General features: G+C 40.3%; 19 protein-coding genes and 1 riboswitch. Of the genes, 7 read left to right on the forward strand and 12 right to left on the reverse strand.

Going from position 1 to position 14,521, the window contains the following annotated elements; translation table 11 throughout:
- Positions 1-7: 7 nt before the first annotated feature.
- Positions 8-206, reverse strand: a riboswitch (cobalamin riboswitch).
- Between the two features lie 101 nt (positions 207-307).
- A complete protein-coding gene (locus G7092_RS10855; RefSeq protein WP_166089078.1) occupies positions 308-1,360 on the reverse strand; it encodes a hypothetical protein in 1,053 nt (350 codons plus the stop codon).
- Between the two features lie 88 nt (positions 1,361-1,448).
- Complete coding sequence (locus tag G7092_RS10860; RefSeq protein ID WP_166089080.1) at positions 1,449-1,793, reverse strand: winged helix-turn-helix transcriptional regulator; 345 nt, start codon at positions 1,791-1,793, stop codon at positions 1,449-1,451.
- Between the two features lie 96 nt (positions 1,794-1,889).
- Between G7092_RS10860 and G7092_RS10865 the strand changes: the two genes are divergently transcribed.
- The 3 genes from G7092_RS10865 to G7092_RS10875 all read left to right on the forward strand — a co-directional run bounded on the left by G7092_RS10865 (position 1,890) and on the right by G7092_RS10875 (position 4,558).
- Positions 1,890-2,786, forward strand: coding sequence for an MBL fold metallo-hydrolase (locus tag G7092_RS10865; RefSeq protein WP_166089082.1), 897 nt, complete (start codon positions 1,890-1,892; stop codon positions 2,784-2,786).
- Positions 2,787-2,881: 95 nt separating this feature from the next.
- Positions 2,882-4,225, forward strand: a complete 1,344-nt coding sequence (locus G7092_RS10870; RefSeq protein ID WP_166089084.1) for a hypothetical protein — start codon at positions 2,882-2,884, stop codon at positions 4,223-4,225.
- Positions 4,226-4,276: 51 nt separating this feature from the next.
- Complete coding sequence (locus G7092_RS10875) at positions 4,277-4,558, forward strand: 2Fe-2S iron-sulfur cluster-binding protein (RefSeq protein WP_166089086.1); 282 nt, start codon at positions 4,277-4,279, stop codon at positions 4,556-4,558.
- A 212-nt stretch (positions 4,559-4,770) separates the two neighbouring features.
- Here the strand turns inward: G7092_RS10875 and G7092_RS10880 are convergent, their stop codons facing one another.
- The 9 genes from G7092_RS10880 to G7092_RS10920 form a co-directional block, all read right to left on the reverse strand.
- Positions 4,771-5,691: a phosphotransferase family protein gene (locus tag G7092_RS10880; protein WP_166089088.1), complete on the reverse strand. Its 921-nt coding sequence runs from the start codon at positions 5,689-5,691 to the stop codon at positions 4,771-4,773.
- A gap of 4 nt (positions 5,692-5,695) precedes the next feature.
- On the reverse strand, positions 5,696-6,304 hold the full coding sequence (locus G7092_RS10885; protein ID WP_166089091.1) for a TetR/AcrR family transcriptional regulator: 609 nt from the start codon (positions 6,302-6,304) through the stop codon (positions 5,696-5,698).
- Between the two features lie 62 nt (positions 6,305-6,366).
- Entirely contained in the window at positions 6,367-7,914 is a 1,548-nt protein-coding gene (locus G7092_RS10890; RefSeq protein ID WP_166089093.1) for a DHA2 family efflux MFS transporter permease subunit, read from the reverse strand.
- A gap of 225 nt (positions 7,915-8,139) precedes the next feature.
- Positions 8,140-8,721, reverse strand: a complete 582-nt coding sequence (locus G7092_RS10895) for a YdeI/OmpD-associated family protein (protein ID WP_166089095.1) — start codon at positions 8,719-8,721, stop codon at positions 8,140-8,142.
- 100 nt (positions 8,722-8,821) lie between these two features.
- On the reverse strand, positions 8,822-9,256 hold the full coding sequence (locus G7092_RS10900; protein WP_166089097.1) for a hypothetical protein: 435 nt from the start codon (positions 9,254-9,256) through the stop codon (positions 8,822-8,824).
- A 97-nt stretch (positions 9,257-9,353) separates the two neighbouring features.
- Positions 9,354-9,920 (reverse strand): DUF4256 domain-containing protein, encoded by a 567-nt coding sequence (locus G7092_RS10905; RefSeq protein ID WP_166089099.1) that lies wholly within the window; start codon positions 9,918-9,920, stop codon positions 9,354-9,356.
- An 80-nt stretch (positions 9,921-10,000) separates the two neighbouring features.
- The gene (locus G7092_RS10910) at positions 10,001-10,384 is read right to left on the reverse strand and encodes a DoxX family protein (protein ID WP_166089101.1); all 384 of its coding nucleotides are present in this window, start codon (positions 10,382-10,384) and stop codon (positions 10,001-10,003) included.
- Between the two features lie 6 nt (positions 10,385-10,390).
- Complete coding sequence (locus tag G7092_RS10915) at positions 10,391-10,858, reverse strand: SRPBCC family protein (protein ID WP_166089104.1); 468 nt, start codon at positions 10,856-10,858, stop codon at positions 10,391-10,393.
- 6 nt (positions 10,859-10,864) lie between these two features.
- Positions 10,865-11,188, reverse strand: a complete 324-nt coding sequence (locus tag G7092_RS10920; protein WP_166089106.1) for an ArsR/SmtB family transcription factor — start codon at positions 11,186-11,188, stop codon at positions 10,865-10,867.
- Between the two features lie 202 nt (positions 11,189-11,390).
- Here G7092_RS10920 and G7092_RS10925 point away from each other — a divergent pair, with 202 nt between their 5' ends.
- From G7092_RS10925 to G7092_RS10935, 3 genes are read left to right on the forward strand one after another with little or no spacing between them, the layout of a single operon-like run.
- Complete coding sequence (locus G7092_RS10925; protein WP_166089108.1) at positions 11,391-11,966, forward strand: Crp/Fnr family transcriptional regulator; 576 nt, start codon at positions 11,391-11,393, stop codon at positions 11,964-11,966.
- Positions 11,967-12,011: 45 nt separating this feature from the next.
- Positions 12,012-12,413: a tautomerase family protein gene (locus G7092_RS10930; RefSeq protein ID WP_166089111.1), complete on the forward strand. Its 402-nt coding sequence runs from the start codon at positions 12,012-12,014 to the stop codon at positions 12,411-12,413.
- Positions 12,413-12,964, forward strand: a complete 552-nt coding sequence (locus G7092_RS10935; protein WP_166089112.1) for a YybH family protein — start codon at positions 12,413-12,415, stop codon at positions 12,962-12,964. The genes G7092_RS10930 and G7092_RS10935 overlap by 1 nt, the downstream gene beginning before the upstream one ends.
- Positions 12,965-13,276: 312 nt before the next feature.
- Here G7092_RS10935 and G7092_RS10940 read toward each other — a convergent pair whose 3' ends face one another.
- Positions 13,277-13,903 carry a MarR family winged helix-turn-helix transcriptional regulator gene (locus G7092_RS10940; RefSeq protein ID WP_166089114.1) on the reverse strand — a complete coding sequence of 209 codons (627 nt, stop codon included), beginning with the start codon at positions 13,901-13,903 and terminating at the stop codon, positions 13,277-13,279.
- 78 nt (positions 13,904-13,981) lie between these two features.
- Between G7092_RS10940 and G7092_RS10945 the strand changes: the two genes are divergently transcribed.
- Complete coding sequence (locus G7092_RS10945; protein ID WP_166089116.1) at positions 13,982-14,323, forward strand: YciI family protein; 342 nt, start codon at positions 13,982-13,984, stop codon at positions 14,321-14,323.
- Positions 14,324-14,521: the final 198 nt, after the last annotated feature.

Consider the following 14,521-nt stretch of genomic DNA (forward strand, 5'->3'; position numbering starts at 1 on the left):
AAAGCATTGTCTTTTATACAATAAGGCAAGTATCCTGGCTTGTAATATTGTTGCCGTCCTTCTCATTCCGTTTGGATAGAATAATGGACCTTACCGGCAACAACTTGTTGCATTACTTACAGTTGCGCGACAGCCCGCGATTTACACACGGTTCCTTTTTAATCCCTACCCTCCACAGGCAGGAAACCATATTGCTGAAAAAAAGTAAAGAACTTTATTAAAACAAATATAGGCTTTAATGCAACACGATAGTAAAAGTGTACAGGAAATTGCCATAGGACAAGTTCGCATCGGTAAAAGGTGACTATTAGTTGTTATTCATTTCCTCATTTATTTCATCCAGATGAAAACTATCCAATTTGATCTTATTTTTCATGTCCCCAAACGTGGGGTTAGGATATTTGGCAAGTGCGATAGCCAGATATTCGCCCAAAGTCTGATACCTGAATTTATCTTTGGTTTGCAGTGTTCTTTCAAATAAAGCTAAAGTTTGGGGTGTTGGATATTTGGCGAGGGCCTGGTATAGTATGCGCCAAAGTGGATAATCATAGCCTTTTAAGACCCACTCCCGTTCAAATATCTGAACCAGTTTGGGATAAAATTTAGCGTCTGGAAATTCCCGGACGGCGTACACCGCATCGTGCTGGGTTTCGTTCTTTTCTAAATAATCACTAATGATATTCAAATCATCCGGGTTTTTATACCTGGCTAATGCTACCACGGCTATGGAGTTATTCTCTGTAACAGCTATCTCTCTGATACGGCTATAGTTTTTTGCCTCTGGTTTCAGATTGTGCAATAACTTGTTTTTTGCGGCTAAAACCACATGCTTATCATAAAGTAAAATACTATCCAGCTTTTCTTTCTGAATAGTACTCATTTTATATGTTTTCAGGTCTACTTCCGTAGTCGTAATTACATCAATAAAATAATCTCCCACCTTTGTCTCCCAACCCATATCAAATGATATGGCTTCTACCATGGCGGTATCCCGTACATGCGCTAACATGATCGAAAAAACAGCTGTATCTTTTCGTAAAGCTAAGCCATGAAATGCATAACACCTCACCACAGCATTGTTATACTGAGTGAGTTCGCGGAGTTCTGCACTTTGTGCAATACGGTTTAACTGCTCAAAACGCTCCCATTGCTTTGATTTTTTTCCAGCCATACCAATGAGCCTGTTCTCAAATCTTCCAGCTTTCGAGATATCTTTAACTATTTTCATCACAGCGGGCCGCACATGAACGGAATCGGTATAATCCCGAGCTACAACCATATATAGACTAAGCATTAATATACCAGAGAAAAGAAAAAACACTAATGCTATTCCCTTATTTTGTGATTTTACAGGTTTCATTTATTGTGATGGTTAGTCGCTTACTAACATATATAAAATATATTTTATTTTCGATCCGCACTTACTATAGCGAGTACAAGATAGATAATTAACGTTTCTCCATGTTGGCATATCCCCAAGCTTTCATGGCATCGATTATAGGTAATAAAGTTTGGCCGTGCTGGCTGATATGATATTCCACCCTCGGCGGTACCTCGGCAAAAACTATCCTTTCCAATACGCCGTCTACCTCCAACTCCCGCAGCTGATTGGTGAGGGTTTGTTTGCTTATTTCGGGGATGCCTTTTTGCATTAAGCTGTATCGGTTGATTCCGTTCCTGATGAGGTGGATGATCACCGGTTTCCATTTGCCCCCAATAATGTTCATACAATAAGTTACCGCGCAATTGGTGGGATTAAAATCTTTTGTTTTACGGGTGATTGATTTTTCCATTAGTCTAAAATTATTGCCTAAGCATATAAATATAGTCTTTTATCCATGATCAGCAAAAACAGAGGACATTTGTCAATGATAAAAAAATCAAATACCATGATCAATAACTCAGAAACATCAGCAATAAAAACAAACCCAACTCCGGACATTAAAAACTACCATTTTGAATCATTTAACCTGTTGGTTATTACCGATGGCAATGTGGAGTATGATAACGATTGCTTTGCTCCCGGTATACCGCCAACGGAACTGAAACAGCTCCGGGAAAAACACAGCAGCCTGTCCACACATTTTATGCTGCCTCATAATATTATGGTGTTCACCTTACCAGATAGAATCATCATGATTGATGCGGGCAATGGCGATAAGGCCGGCCCGGGTGCCGGTAAATTGGTAAGCAATTTGTGCGTGGCCGGAATTGAACCAGGCGACATCACCGATATTATATTGACACATGCCCACCCCGATCATTTTAACGGCCTGATCAGCAATAGCGGTCAATTGATTTTCCCAAACGTGAAGATCCACATGCACCAAAAGGAATTTGACTTTTGGCAGGATGATCATGCCGATTTCTCTAAAAGTAAAAGTCTGCTATCCTCACTTCAGTCGCTCCAGCAGGAGATCCAATTTTTCTTTACGCAGATAAGCGGAAAGTTACAGCTATTCAATACCGATGAGCCAATATTTGATTTTTTGCAACCCATACTTACACCCGGGCACACACCGGGCCATTGTATGTTCACGATCACTTCGGGCAATGAAAAATTTATTCATATGGCCGATATTTTTCATGACGAGATCGTTTTGTTCGCCAAACCGGAGTGGGGTACTGTTTTCGACATTGATTTTGATTTAGCCGCCCGTACACGCCACAGGGTTCTTGAAGAATTTGCCGCATCAAGGCAAAAGGTGTTCGGCTACCACTTACCCTGGCCGGGGTTTGGACATATTGAAAAGGACAATGATGGGTTTACATGGGTGGCGGAATGATCAGGCTTCGGCAAATGGCTTACTATTTTTATATTCACACCGGGCTAAAATAATTTACCATACATTGTCGTTATCCGGATATTAACCCAAGCCTTATGCGTTTTCGTTTCACTTTTATTTTTTTGCTTACAATCATTATACCCGGTATAACGTTTGCCCAGGTTAAATTATCTATTGATGATATCGTTAAAATTCACATGGTTGATGGTGCGAGTTATCTAGGTGCTTTTTTTCGCAATAATTATGACATAGTGCTCAGAAATAGGCAATGGAAAAGCTACCAGGTACGTGAAGAATATCAACGGATGAATCCCCAAATACGCGATCCTAAAAAATTCATAGAACATAAGGATAGTGTAGAACACCGCTTTATCAAAATCATCCCGCAGGATTCCATCAATTTGTTATTGCAATCCATAAGCAAAATCAAGCCTAAGTTTAATCCGGCCGACTTACACCTGTCTATTCCCAAACTCACCCAACAGATTGATAGTGCCTACCTGAAAGAGCCAGATGCAAAACGCAGGCACCTGTTTAATTCTTTTTTTGATACTCCGGCAAAGCTTTACCGTTTGTTAGATACTATACAACATGATTTTTGGACGGATGATTATCCATTCTCGGTTATGGAGATCGTGAAAAAACAGGGCGACACTGTAAAAGTGATCACCACCGCGCAAACAGAATATATGATGCCATGGCGGGTTAACAATGTGCCTACTTATGATTTGGGCATCAACCAATTTTTCATAAATGCTACGGGGGTTACACATCACCGTATGGCGGGTGAACGCATAAGCTACAATATTTATGATCATGTAGATTATTTATATGCCCGTGACGCATTTGAACGCCTGCGTTGGCGAGATCTTGAGCCTGAAAACTTCAAATATATTCAGCAACATTTTAATATCATTAAGGCCGTAAATTATAATAATGATAGCTCGCAATATTTTTTCAATCCCAAAAAGCTGAATAAACACATTGTTATTGCCGGAATATTAAAAATCAATAAAAAGGACCAGCTAAAGGCACTGACCCAATTTGCCGAAGATACACTTGGCTCTTTCTTAAAAACCCGCGCATTTATGATAGATAGCTGCATAGCAAAACCTGGATGTACTATCACTTTTATTAATAGTAACGGACAAGCTCTTCATGGTTATTACAGTTGGAACAATCAGAAAGCTGAGCATTATTTAAAGAAACTCAACCGCCGGCAAATGTGGTGGTTTGAAATTGAGGCGGGCGAAAGAATAAAAGACTATTGGACAAGACTTCCCAACGGAAATTTTGCACTAACTACCTATATTGACGATTATGCAGTTGGGGTATCGTCCAAATACATTAAAAAAGATGGTATAAAAGCTGGAAAATTTGTTTTGATGATATTTTCGCCAAATGGAAAGCTGCTTGAAGATGGTTCGGGCATTAAGTAATATTGTTTAGCGTAAACCGGTAAAAGATATTTCTCCGATCTTTACTAATCAATGCCCACACCAGAAAACATCATCCTATTTAAAGTAGCGTACCTGGGCCGCATTACGGAGGTACACACCTACCCCAACCAGTATTATAGTTTGATGACCCTGATATCTGACCAACTGGCTATCCCCGGTTTTGGTTTATGCTGCGGTATGGGCAGTTGCGGCACCTGTTTGGTACAGATCAATAATGGTTATCATCAAGGAGTAAAAAACGTACTAGCCTGTGCTGTTGGCGTTAATGACGAACTGACCGGTGCGGTGATTACTATATCGGGCGTATTCTAAAAGATTATCCAAGTTTTATAAAAAGTTTGTCATCCTGAGGCACGAAGGATCTATTCGTGAACTTTGTATATCGGCGATTAGATGCTTCACTCCGTTCAGCATGACAAAAAAAGGAGAGCCAGCGAAGCGACGTCGGAATGAGTTGTCTATGACAGGTAAGTAAAAAGGCCCGCAAAACAAAAACATTTGGCCTTTAAAACAATTCCGGTTAACTATAAATTCCCCTTAGCCCACTGCTCAATATATTCATAATCCTCCCGCTCGCCCCTAACAGTGTGGATATGTAAATGAAACAAGGTGTAGTGAATAGTATAACATTGCAAACGTTCCTCAAAATGGAGTAAAGCCCTTGGATTGTTTTTCATCTGTTCTTTCCATATATCCAGATAGTTTACCGGAAGATATTCAGACCAGGGCTCATTCATATGGATCAGGTCGTACATCGGGTCGCCCAGCATCATTTCTGCCCAATCAATTACAGCGGCTACCTGATGATCTGGGGTTAGCAGTAGATTATCAAAACCATAATCACCATGCAGCACGTGTTTGTCTTTTGGCAAGTATGGAAAATAGGTTTGCATACGCTCAGTTAAACGGGTAAACAGCTCTCCGTTAAGCCAGGTAGTTTTAGCCAGCTCCTTCCATGCAATGGTATATTTGCCATTGTGTATGGCCAGCAGATATTCTTCCCAGCTTCGGAATATCCCATTTCCATTTTCATCGGTATATCCCCAGCCGCTGAGATTGCTGGTATCGATCTGATGAATGGTCAAAAGTTGTTCTACCGTAGTTTGAGCCAACAGTAAATCGGGTTTAGTCTCTTGTGTATCTATAATTTGATCTGAGGGGATACCTTCTACATATCTGGAAACGCAATAAAAAAACTCTTCGTCATATTTCCCGGTAGTTATAACCTCTGGTATGGGTATTTGGGTGCTGTTAAAGTGGGTGTAGGCGAATACATCTTTCCTGAAATCGGTAAGGTGTTTACTTATTCTGATCACCCTTGCCCCCTCATTTGTTTTAAAAGAGAAAACCTGCGACCACCAGCCATCAGCAATATGCTTAATGTCATCAACCCCGGTAAATTGCCGCCTCAAAAAGTTGCTCAGTGAATCAAGGTCTATATGCATAATGTCAGCCTTTGATGATCAGCCCCATCCAAAGCGGGATCAATTTTTTACGCTCCTGCATCAATTGAAAAAACTCATCAGAAGTAAAATATCCAGATTGCAGCATATGCGGACGGCTGAGGAATGGCGACATGATCATACCGGAGATATTCCAAAACAGGTTAACCGGATGATAATTGATATCCCCATTGGTTTTCAACTCACGCAGCTGTTGGGCAAAATGTGAGTTAACTAACAACTTCATAGTACCAATCATAGGTAATTGAGTGAGGCCACCCATTACCTCGCTCACCATAAAAAAGATAAAATCGGGATTTACCAGTACCTGGTCAATATAATAACCCACGCAAACCTCTATTTTTTCGACAATACTGGTACTTTCGTCATTCAACACAGGCTCTATTTTATCAAAAAGCTTTTTGATGGTTTCGTCCATGATAAAAGCAAAAAGGTTTTCCTTACTACGGAAGTAGTAATTGATAGAGGCCACATTGATATCGGCCTCGGTAGCAATATCTCTGATAGTAGTAGCCAGGAAACCTTTCTTAGTGAAAATTCTCCTGGCTGCGTCCTTTATTTTTTCTTCTGTTGAAAGTTCGGCTGTTAGCGTCATAATTGGCATTAATGGTGTAAAGCTAACCATTAACCAACAAATTAGCTGCCACAATTAAATGCTTAATGCGACTCGGATATGGCTTTTTGTCCTTTTACAAACGGTGCCAAATAAACCAGCGGAATGGCGCATAGCATCACGATGCCCACAATCCAATAAGCATCGTTATAACTTAAAAGCGTACTTTGCTTTTGTACCGCGCCTTCTATAGCTCCGTAAGCCATACGTGTAGCATCGCTAATGGATTTGCCTTTGGCGATGAAGGCTTGTACATAACCATTAAACCTCTCATTATAAAAAGGGTTGTAATTGTTAATATTCACCAGAAGGTTATTGCGGTGTACCGCCTGACGTATGTGGATCATGGTATTTAAGCCTGCAATACCAAACGAACCACCTAATTGCCGCATCATATTATTTAAGCCGGTACCCTGCCCAATTTCCGATCCTTTTAGGCCGCCAATAGCCAATGTAGTCAATGGTACAAAAAGCAGGGATAAACCAACACCGCGTATAGCCAGAGGCCAGAAAAAATCGCCAATACCTGATGATAAGGTAGAATGACTGAGCATAGCCGAAAACACAAAGAAAAGTAACATCCCTATGGTGGCCATAAATTGGGCAGGTACACCCTTATTGAGCATAATACCTACAAAAGGCATCATTACAATGGTAAACATACCACCCGGAAATAATATTTCGCCGGTTTGCTGTGCCGAAAAACCTAGCAGGCCCTGGCAAAATACCGGGAATACAAAGGTAGAACCATACAAACCTACACCGAGTACAAAGGAGGTGACCATACCGGCCGAGAAACTCCGGTGCCGCATGATCTTGAAATTAATGATGGGATATTCGGTGCTCAATTCGCGCCAGATGAATAGCAGCAAGCCAAAAACAGCTGTTACGGTTAGTACAGTGATATAAGGCGTGGCAAACCAATCTTCATCCTCCCCTTTTTCCAGTATGGTTTGCAGGCTTCCTACAGCTATGGCTAATAAGGCTATCCCCCACCAGTCAATAGGTTTTCCTTTACCATCGCTTGGCGTAGCCCTTACAAACATATAGGTGCACACCGCCGCAAGGATACCTACGGGTATATTCACATAAAATATCCAGCGCCATGCAGCGTGGTCGGTAATATAACCACCAATAGTTGGCCCGATGGTTGGGCCCACTATAGCTCCCAAACCAAATAAGGCAGTAGCCGTACCTACCTGGTTAGGCGGCCAGGTTTCCAGCAGAATAGCCTGTGCAGTAGAAATAAGTCCCGCACCTGCCAGGCCCTGCAATATCCTGAACATCACGAGTTCGGACAGGCTCTGCGCGTTGCCGCACAAAAAGGAGGCAATGGTAAATACAATAATAGAAGTTAAAAAGTAATTTTTCCGTCCGAAGAAACTGCCCAGCCAGCCCGACATGGGCAGGATAATCACGTTGGCTACGCTGTAACCGGTAACTACCCAGGCAGCATCTGTAATAGTAGCACCCAGGTTACCTTGTATCTGGGGAATGGAGACGTTAACGATAGTGGTGTCGATCAGTTCCAGCAATGATGCTGTGATAACTGTAATGGTAATGATCCATTTTTTGAAGCCTGTTTCAGCCATTTGATTATTTCCTAATGAGTTAATTGATAAAAAATCAAGACAAAATTAATCAAACGATTGATTAAAACATTTGTTTAAATTAAATGTTTACTTTATTTACACAGGGTTGACGGATGAATAATTTACCTATAAACTGAATTATAGCGCAAAACAAACCCTGCACCAGGAAACAGATAGTAAAATTTATAAAAGGTGAAAAGAAACAAGAAAGAGATAATTCAGCAATCACGCATCATTCAATCCTTTTCCACTGAGTATTTGTGGCATATATTTCTCGACCCTGGCCTCGCGGGTTTTGGATTGTTTGGGTTGAGAAAAATGGAGGATGTAAGCTCGTTGTCGACCTGGTGTTAAGGCTTCAAATGCGGTTTTCAGGGCCGGGATTTTATCTAGTTTACCTTGAAATTCTTTTGGAATGGGAAATTCCTCCGTTTTTTTCAATTCCACTTTTAAACCGGCTTTTTCTACCTCAACGGCTTCATGAATATGGGCTTTCAGGATAGCTTTCTGCTCTATAATTTCTAGAGCATTGGTAAACCTGATCTGGCGCGCGGCCTGTACATTCTCTGTTTGCTGAATCAGCAGGCCATCGGTATTACTTAACAAGGCACCTTTGAAAAACAAAAGCGCACAGTACTCTTTAAACACATGTATTAAAACAATATTATTTTGCTGAAAGGTGTAGCAGGGACAACCCCATTTTAATTCTTCGGAAAGCCCGCAATCCAATACAATCATTCTTAACTGATCGAGTTCTTCCTGCCATCTTTCGGCCTTATTGAAATAAAAATCAACTTTAGGATTCATACTGTTTTTACAACTATATGTATTTATTAAGCCCCCAATTTGTAAGTATGACGTTTTTAAGTCCAACTTATAAAATTCAACAGACAAAAAAGGTGATTTATCAAGGAGCCTGCAAAACTTCGAATATTTTCTTGTGATAATTCCATTCAATGATTACCGGATCAGATGCCTCTGCAGAACTTTTGCCTATGCTAAATAGCTGGATAAAATCGTTCGTCAGGTGTTCGATCTTATACCCGTGAAAATTTTTTTTATCAAATTGAATATCAATTCCTCTTGGATTTGTAAATACCCAGTCGTTAATAAAGTATAAAGTATCCGTTTTCCCCTTTTCTGTTTTCGTAATTAACAGTTTTCTGAAAACATCATTTTTAAAATCTTCTACATAAAGCTTACCCAGCAAGTTGCCTTTTTTATCTTTAAGCGTATGAATAAACTTTATGTTATACCCGGATTTAGTTTGATTGTTGGTATGATTAAAGCTAAATGAGGAAAGTGCAAATACCATTAGTACGAGTGCCAGTCTAATTTTCATGGTTTATATTGGATCATTGAGACTAAATTATATACTTATCATTACTTCATCAGGATTTTACTCCACGTTTTCAGTTTATTAATCACCTGCACCAAATTTAAACCCTTAACAATCCCCGGAAACCCCTGGCCGCATAGTAAGATTCGGCACCGTTATGGTACAAAAAAACAGTATCATACCGGCGATCACAAAAAACTGCCCCACCCAATTTCCTGATATCAACCGGCGTTTTTATCCAGCTGGATGTTTTGGTATCAAACTTTCCAAGCTGCTGCAGTGCCCGGTATTCTTCTTCTGTTAACAATTCAATACCCATATCATGAGCCATCTGCACCGCACTGTTTTCCGGTTTATGTTCTTTGCGGGCCTCCAGGGCTTCATGGTCATAACAAACACTTCTCCGGCCTTTAGGACTTTCGGCCGCACAATCATAAAAAATGTATTCGCCGGTCTTTTTGTCATAGTCAACCACATCAGGTTCACCACCGGTTATTTCCATTTCATCAAGAACCCATAGTTTCTCAGTATTTGCTTCCAGTTTTTCCTGCACTCTGGCCCACTCTATACCTTTATGCCGGTTCATATTTTTCTCAAAACGCATTTTTAGTGTGCCGATCAGTTCAATACATTGTTCTGGCGACAATTGCTTTGTATTATTCTTCATGTTGCTTTATAGGTTTATATACACTGTTGAGCAGGTATATTATTTAAATATACACGAACCTTTGGGCTCACGCCATTCATTTATGAATTTACTGTAATGATTTTACGATCCGCAGGCCTTAAATACCACGATAAAACAGCAAAAACGGCCAGTATAAACGGAGCAATGATTTGGGCAGATACATCATTACTGGCAATATGCGAAATTACGGCGCCCGTCATTGTAAAAAATATCCCTGCATAGGCCCATTCCTTTAGCAATTTAAATCCTGGGATTAATATCGCAACTACACCCAGCATTTTCCAAACGCCTATAATTGAAATAAAGTAAGTAGGATATCCCAAAGGCTTAAAGCCCTTCACTACCCCTTCTGCCTGCACAGCCTGTGCTAAGCCACCCGAAAAAATACAGAAGGATAATATTACCGTAATTATCCAATACCAAAGTTTTTTTCTCTTTTCCATTTTTTGTTATTTTAATTGATTTACAATGTTTTGTAAGCGATTATGCGCCATATTGATACCTTGTGCAAAAGGCAACTGCAATACCTGGTCTCTTTGCGCTACCGATTTATATACCACCTGCATAGTAAGCTTGCTGGTATCATCGCTGAGCTGTTCAAATTCCAGATACTCCAGTTGAACAGCAAACGGGGTGTTCTCCATTTCAAATGTGCGAGTGATCTTCTGGTTCCGGATAAACTCGTGGATTGTTCCATTGGCCCTGAAAACCATATTTCCTTTGGCATCAGATGTTTCAAATTGGTAGCCACCGTGCTTTTTATTATCCAGTTTCAGCACTTTTGTCCCCATCCATTGCTCTACAATCTCTGCTTCTTCATAAGCCTTAAAAAGCAACTCCACCGGTAAATCAAATTCGCGGGTGATCACTAATTCCTGTTTGCCGTCTTCGGCATGGATTTTTGTTTTTTGTTCCATATCGGTTTATTTTTTGGTTTGATAGTTTTTCATAATAGCTTCCAGTTTGTTAAATCTGTCGTCCCACATTTGGCGGAATGGTTCAATAAAGTCGGCTACAGTTTTCATTTTTTTTGCGTTAATGTGATAGTAAATTTCCCTGCCATTTTGTTTTTGCTCCAATAATTCGCACTCGGTGAGTATTTGCAAGTGTTTGGAAACTGTTGGTCTGGCGGTGTCAAAGTTGGCGGCTATGGCACCTGCTGTTAAGGCCTGCGAAGCAACCAGCAGCAATATAGCCCTCCTGGTGGGATCGGCTATGGCCTGAAATACGTCTCGTCTTAAATTCATTGCGTAGTCATTTGACTACAAATATATATGTAGTTATTTAACTACGCAATTTTTTACATTATTTTTTTTCGATGATTTTGAAAATCATTGAGATAACCAACTTCGAAGCCCTTTAAAATCTTTACGAAACCATGTTTTGATCCGGATAAGTCACCGTTAAATAAAACTTATCTTTGATACGTATTACTAATCAGCCAAAGCAATGGAATCATTGATCTCTTTATTTACCGAAAAATTAGGGTTAGATAAAAGCCATTTCGAAACGTTTTATAGTGAGCTGAAGGTAAAAAACCTAAAAAAGAAGGAGCACCTGATCCGGGAAGGCTCGGTCTGTAATTTTATGGGAATTGTATCTTCCGGAACCTTCCGGTCATATGTACAGAATAATGAAGGAGAGTTTAACAATGATTTTTATTTTGAGCATGATTTTGTGAGCGCCTACACCAGCTTTTTAACGCAGATGCCTACCAATTGCAATATAGAAGCCCTAACTAACAGCACCATCCATTATATCAGCTATGAGAAACTCAACAAATTAATTGCTCAGGACAATGCTTTTCTGAAGTTGGCCAAATACGTTTCTGATACCTATTTCATCAGGAAATGTAAGCGGGAAACCTCATTTTTAAAACACTCCGCATCGGAGCGGCTCGAAGCGCTATCCTCCCTGTACCCGGGAATAGAGCAAAGGGTTTCCCAATACCATATTGCTTCTTACCTGGGTGTAAAACCAGAGTCCCTGAGCCGGATTAAACTCTTAACATACATCAATAAATAAAGAGTTTTTTAGGCGGAGCTTTATACTTCATTAAATATTTGAAGTATGCCCATCATTAATTTAAAAGTAAGCGGCCAGGAAGATCCCGCTTTAGCGCAAGAAATCGCCAAAACTATCAGTAATGTTACCAGGGATGTTTTAAACAAAAAACCTGAGGTTACAGCAGTCACCGTAACCTTCGTACCGGATTACCTCTGGTTTGTTAATTCCGTATCCCTGGCCGAGTTAAAAACAAAAAGCTTTCATCTCGACATCAAAATTTCCGACTCTACCAACCTCAAAGCTGATAAGGCTAAGTATATTGATGCCGTACACAGTTCATTAACATCCATTCTTGGCAATATCCATCCGGTAAGTTATACCGCCATTCAGGAGATGAAAGCAGACGCTTATGGCTATGAGGGATTAACTATTGAATATAAATACATCAGCAATCAAAAAAAGTAATGAAACGCACCAAGCTACTATCCATCATACTATTGTTAACTGTTCAACAAGCCTTTGCACAGCAGGCTGCAGACAATAAAAAAGAAATAACTGACATCATCACCAAGTACACACAAAGCGTAATTGCCAAGGATTCTGTCACATTTTATAGCTTGTTTAATGACGGGCCTGTTATTTGGTGCGGAGCCGTTAAAGACAGATCGCAAGCCAAAGAAACAGAAAAACGGGGAGCCAAAGCGGCTAGGAGTAATTACTTTTCGGCAAGTTACAAAGGTTTTCTACGAGCCTTATTCAGATATAAATCAACCGAGGATAAGTTTGATAACATCCGAATAACGGAAGATGGAACCGTTGCATCGGTAACTATGGATTACAGTTTTTGGGCAGATGGAAAAATGACCAACTGGGGCGGCAAATACCTGGGCTTAATAAAACGGGATGGAAAGTGGAAGATTACCAGCGTAATATATTCTGCAGAGCTTACAGAATATTTTGAACAGCCAACGCTTAAAGAAAGACAAAAGCTTTCCTTATATCATACTGTACAATAACCTCAAAAACAGCGCTTACGAACAGAAGAGATCTTTTGCGCAAATGTGCATGGGTGATAGCATGCACATTTGCAGGTTTTAAATTAGCCCTTTTTAAAATATCTGCTTTTAATAAAGGACGTAAACAGGATACCCGCCACACTACAGGCAACCAATAGATAAACAATCAGGATGTGTTCTTGCATTTTGGTTTATAATTTCCATAAATGTAACAAGTATGATACAAAATATGCAAGCATTTTGAAAAATAATCTTTTAACCCAATGGGATAAAAAGTCAGCAAAACATCATTTGATAGCCTGCCCCAGGTCACTATTCAAGCCTATTTATCAACTGCTTTACAGCCAGTTCCATACTATCAATTGCTTTAGTTTTACCCTCATGAAACATCGCTGTATGTTTATCGGCTATTCCAGATAGGACTCGCGTAACCACCGATTTATCGTCTGCATGAATTTCGCACAGTACCATTGAAGTTACTTTACCTAACAGCGTATTTAAATGGATCAGGAGATCGCTACCTTCATTAGTCAGCTTTATTAAGCGTGCCCGTTTATCGGCAGGATCTACCTGCTCGCTGATGAGACCAACTTTGAGCATCCGGTTTAAAATATCGATGCCTGTGGTAGGTTCCAACAGGAGGTTAAAACTTACAATTTCGGTTTTACGGAGTTCTTCACCGGCCGCTATCGCCTCTAAAAGGTAATACCACTCGAGTTCAAAACCGGGTATTTGCCGCAGAACCAGTTTATAATAAACTTTCAAAATACTGTTGGTTTTGCCCAGTTGCCTGGCCAGCTGCAGATCGGCCTGATTATTATTTGAAGCATGACTTTTATTAGCCGATAGATAATGATAACAAAAACCTTCTACCCCAGCATCCGGAACCTGTTCTGTGTATTGCTGCCATGCGGTAATGAGTTGTACTAAAGGTTGCATGTACAAATATACAATTAATTATAAAATCGTTGTATTTATATCGATTTCGTTTTATAATTGTAAAAAAATAAATTAGTTATGAAAAATTATATTGTACTATTTAGGGAGCCCGATGGTCGTGTTGATGAACATCAGGACGAAGCTGTTAAAGTACATCAGGAAAATTGGGCCGCCTGGTTTAAACAATGGGGTGCAGCAGGTAAACTGGCAGGCGGCAGCGGATTAACACTGGAAGGCCGCATCATTAAAGAAAACGGCAATATTATAACAGATATTCACCGGGTGGGTACCGAAATAATTGGCGGCTACCTGCTGCTCAAAGCTGATAACCTTGATGAGGCCACGCAAATTGCCGCCTCCTGCCCTATTTATGAATTTGGCGGTTATGCCGAAGTTCGCGAATTGCAAAATCAATCGTAGAATCGACTCACCCGGTCTATGCTTCGCTGGACCACCCTCTCTTCGCCTACGGCGGAAAGAGGGAAAAAGAAAGAAAACTCCCTTTATGCGCGAAGCGGAGAGAGGGTGACAAGCGCAGCGATGGCGGGGTGAGTCGATATATCAGGTTTTGATCTAATGTCTCTACTCGATGCCGTTTCCTCACCCACTCTGCTTTTT

The sequence above is a fragment of the Mucilaginibacter inviolabilis genome (genome assembly GCF_011089895.1).
Classification (GTDB): Bacteria; Bacteroidota; Bacteroidia; order Sphingobacteriales; family Sphingobacteriaceae; genus Mucilaginibacter; species Mucilaginibacter inviolabilis.

Coding starts and splice junctions, on each gene's coding strand:
- G7092_RS10930 (WP_166089111.1), top strand. CDS start 12,012: ATGCCCATCATTAATTTAAAAGTAAGCGGCCAGGAAGATCCCGCTTTA.
- G7092_RS10910 (WP_166089101.1), bottom strand. CDS start 10,384: ATGGAAAAGAGAAAAAAACTTTGGTATTGGATAATTACGGTAATATTA.
- G7092_RS10865 (WP_166089082.1), top strand. CDS start 1,890: ATGATCAATAACTCAGAAACATCAGCAATAAAAACAAACCCAACTCCG.
- G7092_RS10935 (WP_166089112.1), top strand. CDS start 12,413: ATGAAACGCACCAAGCTACTATCCATCATACTATTGTTAACTGTTCAA.
- G7092_RS10885 (WP_166089091.1), bottom strand. CDS start 6,304: ATGACGCTAACAGCCGAACTTTCAACAGAAGAAAAAATAAAGGACGCA.
- G7092_RS10940 (WP_166089114.1), bottom strand. CDS start 13,903: ATGCAACCTTTAGTACAACTCATTACCGCATGGCAGCAATACACAGAA.
- G7092_RS10915 (WP_166089104.1), bottom strand. CDS start 10,858: ATGGAACAAAAAACAAAAATCCATGCCGAAGACGGCAAACAGGAATTA.
- G7092_RS10900 (WP_166089097.1), bottom strand. CDS start 9,256: ATGAAAATTAGACTGGCACTCGTACTAATGGTATTTGCACTTTCCTCA.
- G7092_RS10905 (WP_166089099.1), bottom strand. CDS start 9,920: ATGAAGAATAATACAAAGCAATTGTCGCCAGAACAATGTATTGAACTG.
- G7092_RS10880 (WP_166089088.1), bottom strand. CDS start 5,691: ATGCATATAGACCTTGATTCACTGAGCAACTTTTTGAGGCGGCAATTT.
- G7092_RS10870 (WP_166089084.1), top strand. CDS start 2,882: ATGCGTTTTCGTTTCACTTTTATTTTTTTGCTTACAATCATTATACCC.
- G7092_RS10855 (WP_166089078.1), bottom strand. CDS start 1,360: ATGAAACCTGTAAAATCACAAAATAAGGGAATAGCATTAGTGTTTTTT.
- G7092_RS10920 (WP_166089106.1), bottom strand. CDS start 11,188: ATGAATTTAAGACGAGACGTATTTCAGGCCATAGCCGATCCCACCAGG.
- G7092_RS10860 (WP_166089080.1), bottom strand. CDS start 1,793: ATGGAAAAATCAATCACCCGTAAAACAAAAGATTTTAATCCCACCAAT.
- G7092_RS10875 (WP_166089086.1), top strand. CDS start 4,277: ATGCCCACACCAGAAAACATCATCCTATTTAAAGTAGCGTACCTGGGC.
- G7092_RS10925 (WP_166089108.1), top strand. CDS start 11,391: ATGGAATCATTGATCTCTTTATTTACCGAAAAATTAGGGTTAGATAAA.
- G7092_RS10890 (WP_166089093.1), bottom strand. CDS start 7,914: ATGGCTGAAACAGGCTTCAAAAAATGGATCATTACCATTACAGTTATC.
- G7092_RS10895 (WP_166089095.1), bottom strand. CDS start 8,721: ATGAATCCTAAAGTTGATTTTTATTTCAATAAGGCCGAAAGATGGCAG.
- G7092_RS10945 (WP_166089116.1), top strand. CDS start 13,982: ATGAAAAATTATATTGTACTATTTAGGGAGCCCGATGGTCGTGTTGAT.